This is a genomic window from Zunongwangia atlantica 22II14-10F7, from assembly GCF_002094855.1.
Taxonomy (GTDB): domain Bacteria; phylum Bacteroidota; class Bacteroidia; order Flavobacteriales; family Flavobacteriaceae; genus Zunongwangia; species Zunongwangia atlantica.
In genome coordinates this window covers 22,832-29,001 of sequence record NZ_ARYN01000028.1, presented here as the reverse complement: position 1 = coordinate 29,001, position 6,170 = coordinate 22,832, and the positions used below count along the sequence as shown (strand labels likewise).

3 protein-coding genes and 1 pseudogene are annotated in these 6,170 nt (G+C 35.7%); all 4 read right to left on the bottom strand.

Features of this window, described 5'->3' with window-relative positions; translation table 11 throughout:
- Positions 1–289: 289 nt before the first annotated feature.
- Positions 290–463 (bottom strand): annotated as a pseudogene (locus tag IIF7_RS20755) (helix-turn-helix domain-containing protein); the annotation flags it as partial.
- Between the two features lie 425 nt (positions 464–888).
- Entirely contained in the window at positions 889–2,337 is a 1,449-nt protein-coding gene (locus IIF7_RS19555; RefSeq protein WP_084843376.1) for a cellulase family glycosylhydrolase, read from the bottom strand.
- Between the two features lie 70 nt (positions 2,338–2,407).
- Positions 2,408–3,913: an alpha-L-fucosidase gene (locus IIF7_RS19550; RefSeq protein ID WP_084843375.1), complete on the bottom strand. Its 1,506-nt coding sequence runs from the start codon at positions 3,911–3,913 to the stop codon at positions 2,408–2,410.
- Positions 3,913–6,168: a beta-glucosidase family protein gene (locus IIF7_RS19545; protein ID WP_245801684.1), complete on the bottom strand. Its 2,256-nt coding sequence runs from the start codon at positions 6,166–6,168 to the stop codon at positions 3,913–3,915. The genes IIF7_RS19550 and IIF7_RS19545 overlap by 1 nt, the downstream gene beginning before the upstream one ends.
- Positions 6,169–6,170 lie beyond the last annotated feature (2 nt).

Genomic DNA, 6,170 nt, shown 5'->3' with positions numbered 1-6,170 from the left:
TATACTATGACCGTTTTTTGCATACTGCACTATAATGATTTGATTTTGCCTATTCCCGGAACTTCCAAGTTAGCTCATTTTAAGGAAAATATTCAAGCTTTTGATATTCAACTTTCAGAAGATGATATGAAGTTTTTGGGATAATCCAAAATATGGAAAAAGAGGGCTGTATAAAAGGAAATAATTTTAAGCATTTCTTTTTTACTCCTTTGGGGATACATTGAAAAAAATTTAATGCCTATCCGCAAAGAGTTAGTTTTCTATTATTCATTTCAAAAACCAAAACCTATTATTTAAAACTTGTACGAAATTCCAGTGGGGTTTGATTTGTTTTGGCCTTAAATAGCTTATTAAAGGATTGTGAATGTTCGAACTCCAATTCATAAGCAATTTCGCTAACGGAAAGCTGGGTAGTAGAAAGACGTTCCTTAGCCCTTTCGATAAGTTTGAAATGAATGTATTGCAGAGCGCTTTACCCAATTATCCAATTATGGAGTGGAACATATCGCTTAAATATCCAGCAGAAATATTGAGTTGATATGTCAGTCAGGAACTGTAGTGTTGACTTCCTTTGTTGTAATGTTTGTTACTGAAATAAGTATCTAAAATAGCTTCATCAGTAAAGGGGCAAAACGCATCTAAGAGGAAATAAAGATGCAATTACCCCAAAACGATCTGATAAATAAGTGATTTGAATTTTTTCAAGCAGCCATTATCTCAGCCAAAAGCTTTAAATCTTCTATTAATTGGTTTGAGTTTTGTACCATAGGGGGCACAACATCAAACCTCTCTTTTAGCGGGGTTTGATGTTGTTTTAGGGCTAAAATTAAAAAAGGGGAATCCAAAAAGATTCCCCAAATCAAATTAAAAAAAAACTAAACTTATAAATTAATTATCGTTTCCTATAAGAGCTTCAACCATTTCTGGATATAGAATTTCACCAGTAGATCGCTCAAAAATGGCAAAACCGTTTTGTCCCTGATCTCCATTATCCCAATAAAAAGGTACTAGACCAGCAGACTGAGCAGATTCGGTTACATAATCTAAATAATATTCTCTATACTGTTCGTGCTCAGCTATGTCTGTTCTGGCTATTGCTCCATATTCTCCTAGAATAACAGCTATACCTTCATCTATAAATTTAGTTTTCATTTTTTGAAATTGATCATCGACATAGCTTTCATTGGCCCAATCTTCAGTTTTAGAAGGATCAGTAGCTATAGATCCCCATTGTGTTATATCACTATCTGCATTTAGTGCAAAATTATAGGGATCATAATAGTGAACTTCCATCATTAATCTTTGATCGACCACATCCTCAGGAATTTCAACAAAATTTAAAGCATGATTAATATTGGTATTAAATCCCTGTACAACTAAATATCTATAAACATTCTTTCCTCCCGTAGATCGAACAGCATCAACGAAAGTCTGATTAAAACTATTTTGAACACTATAGTACTCTTCTGTAGGAGTATCATAGTTCCCTTCTACCATTACTTCATTAGTTCCGGCAAATAATAATTTTGGGCCATAATCTCTAAAATTGGTGGCTATTTGAGTCCACATAGTATCTAAACGAGTATTAACTTCATCCTGCTCTTCATAAGTGGGTTGCATCCATCCACCATCCCAGTGGATGTTTACAATAGCATACATGTCGTTCGACAAAACGTAGTTTACAACTTCTTCTACCCTATTCATCCAATCTTGCTGAATTACATAGTTTTCGGCATCTGAAAATTTACTCCAGGCAACCGGAATTCTAATCGCATCAAAACCTGCTGCTTTAACTGAGTCTATTAATCGCTCAGTAACCATAGGATTACCCCATGCTGTTTCTCCACCGATAGCTTCAAGGGAATTTCCTAAATTCCAGCCTATATCCATTTGGGTTGCAAACTGCACCGCGCTTAGATCGCCCATATTTGTACTATCTGGCTCTATAGCAAATACAATTTCATCTGATGGTTCAGGAATCATTCCTTCCTGAGAAATATTTACTTCATAAGATTGATTACCAGAATTTATTGTGATCATAGTAGATCGAGCAATAGTATCCTGATTTGCTGAAGCCATAATATTGACCTTATCACTTCCTTCCGAGGCATTTTCAGAAAGATCGATCCAACCGCCTTCATCCTCGATAGTCCAGGGTTCACTGCTATTAATATTTAGAATATTATTTCCTCCTGAAGAACCGAAATCGATTTCGTTAGGATAGACAGAAAATTCTAAGTTTTTGGAAGCTATAACTTCCTCATCTTCTGAGCATGATATCGTCAAAAAAACGAAAAGCATCATTAAAAAACTCAATGGTAATTTTAGTAATTGCATAAATAAAATTTTAGGTTTAGGTTAAAACCAATAACCAGATTTTAGTATCTGGTCATTGGTTTACTATTTATTAGTTCTCACTGGTAGTTATTTTTATTACCCACGCATTTTCATCAATAATTTCAGAAGGAGTTAAAATGCTTAAACCATCAGCTTTTAAGTCATAATTTGCTCTTTCATCACTCCCCAAAAACTCTACCCCAGTTATCGAAAATTGATTATCAGCAAAAGATTTTAGCAAAATCTCCTTATTCTCTCCGGGCCAACCCAGAAAAATAACGTAGATATTATTTCCTTTTTGCGTGTAACGAATATCCTGGGGCGTATAGGTTATTTTATCTAAAAACATCCCAGATTTTTCTTGTATCGTAGGGCCTTCTCCAAATACTTTCCAGGTTTTTGTACCATAAATGGCTTCTCCATTAACTTCGAGCCACTTTCCTATTTCTAACAAAACCTTTTGCTGATCTTCAGGGATAATACCATTTGCTTTGGGAGAGACATTGAGCATAAGAGCTCCATTTTTACTTACAATATCTACTAAAACATCTATAATTTCGTCGGCTGTTTTAAGTCCCAGATCATTTGTGTAACTCCAGCTACCTACAGATACTGTTTCATCAGTAAGCCAATATTCTTCGGTTTTGGTATTCATTCTTCCTTTTTCAAGATCTTCAAGACTAACAGATTTTGGTAGCTCACCTTCTTTATGGGTTATAACGACCTCTTTATCATTTTCTTCAGCATAATTAAAATAATCTGCTACAAATTTTGCTTTTATAGAATCTGGAATTTTATCCAGTTTACTGTCAAAATAAATAAGGTCTGGGCCATATTGATGTATTACTTCATGTAATTCTGAAAGCCAGTTTTCGTAAAATTTCTCCTTCGGAATATTACCATACAAAATACTTAATAAAGAGTCTGATGAGGAAGTTGGCATATCTGGATCATAAGGAAAATAAGAAGTATCATCTAGCCATTTTGAAGAATCCTTTTGAAATACCTGTAATGTTCTTGCTTTATGAAATGAGGTTACAAATTTCATCCCTTTTTCATGAATAGCTTTTTCTAACTCGCCAACAATGTCACGATGGGGCCCCATATCTACAGAATTCCACGGGTTGGTTTTACTGTCCCAATTACTCCATCCATCATGGTGCTCTGCAACGATACCCGCAAATTTTGCTCCCGATCGTTGAAATAAACTTGCCCAATCCTCGGCATTGAATTTTTCAGCTTTAAACATTGGCACAAAATCGTGATAGCCAAATTCTGAAGGTTCACCATAAGTCTTTACATGATGCTGATATTCTTTACTGCCTTTTATATGCATATTTCTGGGATACCAGTCATTGGCATAAGCAGGCACCGATAAAACACCCCAATGCGCATAAATACCAAACTTAGCTTCTTTAAACCAGTTTGCTGTTTCCTCGTATTTAGCAAGAGAATCCCAATTCGCTACATACTTTTGTTTTTTAGTTGTAGCCAAATCACTTTTTCCCTGTTGCTTACAGGATATCATAGAAACAAATAGAATAATTAAGAGATATGTAAGTTTATTAATTTTCATTATTCCTGAATTTGGATTTCTAGCTCGCTCATAATATTTCTAGAACTATTTCCTAATTTCAATTGGTATGTTCCGGGTTCTACCACCCATTGTTTAGAAGAAACCTTGTAATAAGCCAATTCTTTTATAGGTAATTCAATATCAACTGAAACAGATTCGCCTGTATTCACTTCAATCTTTTTAAAAGCTTTTAGTTCTTTATCAGCTCTTTCTACTTTACTATTAGGTTTGGATGCGTAGACTTGTATCACCTCTTTCCCGTCAAATTCACCGATATTGCTGACTTTCAGATTTAATTTTATAGTATCATTATCCGTAAAAGTTTTCTTATTCGTTTTTGCTTCAGAAATTGCAAAATCAGTGTAAGACAGGCCATAACCAAATGGATATAATGGTGCTATGTCTTTTGTATCAAACCATCGATATCCAACCAAAATTCCTTCATCATAACTAACCGTTTTGTCTCCTGGAAAGCTATTAGTCGCATGGGCTGGAGAATCTTCAAGTTTTTTAGGCATCGTCCAGGGAAGTTTCCCTGAAGGATTTACATCACCTAAAAGAACATCTGCTAAAGCATTTCCTCCTTCTGAGCCATTAAACCAACTCCATACTAAAGCAGAGGATTTTTGACTAATTTCATCTATATTGTAAGGAGCTCCCGCGATCATCACTACGATCGTATTGGGATTAGCTTCTAATACTTTTTTGATAAGTTCTTCCTGGCCAAATGGTAATTCTAAACTTGCTCTATCTGAGGCTTCAGTTTCATAATCTCGATTAGATCCTGCAAAAATAATTGCCGCATCTGCATTTTTCGCAGCTTCAACAGCTTCTTCAACTAGTTTTGGGTCTAACTCATCTATAGTAACAGGACCATTTAGAGTAACATCTCCTAGTTTAGCTTTTTCAGTCTTAGAATATTTTTCTTCGTAACCTTGAGCAAATTTGATATTTACAGATTCTGGAAGTCTGTTTTTTAAACCTTCAAGCGGAGTGATCTCTCGCTTCGTTTTAACTCCCGCGCCAAATCCACCGAGTGCATTTTTCTTATTGGCATTATCGCCAATTACAGCAAGACTTTTTATTTCGCTGGGATCCAAAGGCAGTAAATTTTTATCATTCTTTAGCAACACGACAGATTCTGCTGCAATATTATAAGCATTTTTAAAATGCGCTTCAGTGCTAATACTTCCTTCCTTACGATCGCCTGAACCCATACTTTTTACAGAATACATCACTCGCAAAACTCGCTTTACGTGCTTATCAATTTCTGTATCTGAAATTTTTCCTGCTTTAGCTGAATCAATAAGTGGCTGTGCCAGAAAGTATTCATCGAAATCTTTAGGAGTTCCCATTTCAATGTCTAGTCCACTTTTTAAAGAGTTTACAGAACTATGAACTGCAGCCCAATCTGAAATTACAACTCCTTCAAACCCCCATTCTTCTTTTAGAAGTTGATTCAGCATAAAATCATTTTCACATAAATATTCTCCTCGAAACTTGTTATAAGCGCCCATCATTGCATAAGCATGCGCTTCTTTTACTGTAGCTTCAAAAGCAGGTAGGTAAATTTCGCGCAAAGGACGTTCGGCAATTTTAACGTTCACATAATCACGGTGCGTTTCCTGATTGTTCGCTGCAAAATGCTTTACGCATGCTGCAACATCATTATCCTGAATACCTACTACAAAGGGAACTGCCAGCTTTTTGTTCAGAAATGGATCTTCTGTAAAATATTCATAAGTTCTTCCTCCTAACGGAGTTCTAATAATATTAATAGCCGGAGAAAGCAAAACATCTTTACCTCTAGCTCTTGTTTCTTCTCCTACACTGTTTCCAAAAGTATAAGCTAATTCAGGATTCCAGGTAGCAGACAATCCTGCTCCTGCCGGGTAGTAGGTGGCATAATCGTCCTCTAATCCTAAAGGTGTCCAGGAATCTTTTTCTAACTCTTCTCTTACTCCCAAAGGCCCGTCGGCCATTTTCAATTCAGGAATTCCCAAACGTTCCACAGCTTTAGTGGCAAACATGCTATTTCCATGCAGTAAGCCTGTTTTTTCTTCTAAAGTCATTTCAGCAATAAGGCTATCGATCTTGCTATCAAAATCTTTAGAGATTGGTTTGCCTTTATAGATTTTCTGCTTGCTAATTTGGCCAATATTATCGATTTCAGACTGCTTTTCTTTTTTACAGGAGCTAAGCCCAATAATCAGCACCAGGCATGCTAAGGATACTATTTTTGATCTGATATTCATCT

Coding starts and splice junctions, on each gene's coding strand:
- IIF7_RS19555 (WP_084843376.1), bottom strand. CDS start 2,337: ATGCAATTACTAAAATTACCATTGAGTTTTTTAATGATGCTTTTCGTT.
- IIF7_RS19550 (WP_084843375.1), bottom strand. CDS start 3,913: ATGAAAATTAATAAACTTACATATCTCTTAATTATTCTATTTGTTTCT.
- IIF7_RS19545 (WP_245801684.1), bottom strand. CDS start 6,168: ATGAATATCAGATCAAAAATAGTATCCTTAGCATGCCTGGTGCTGATT.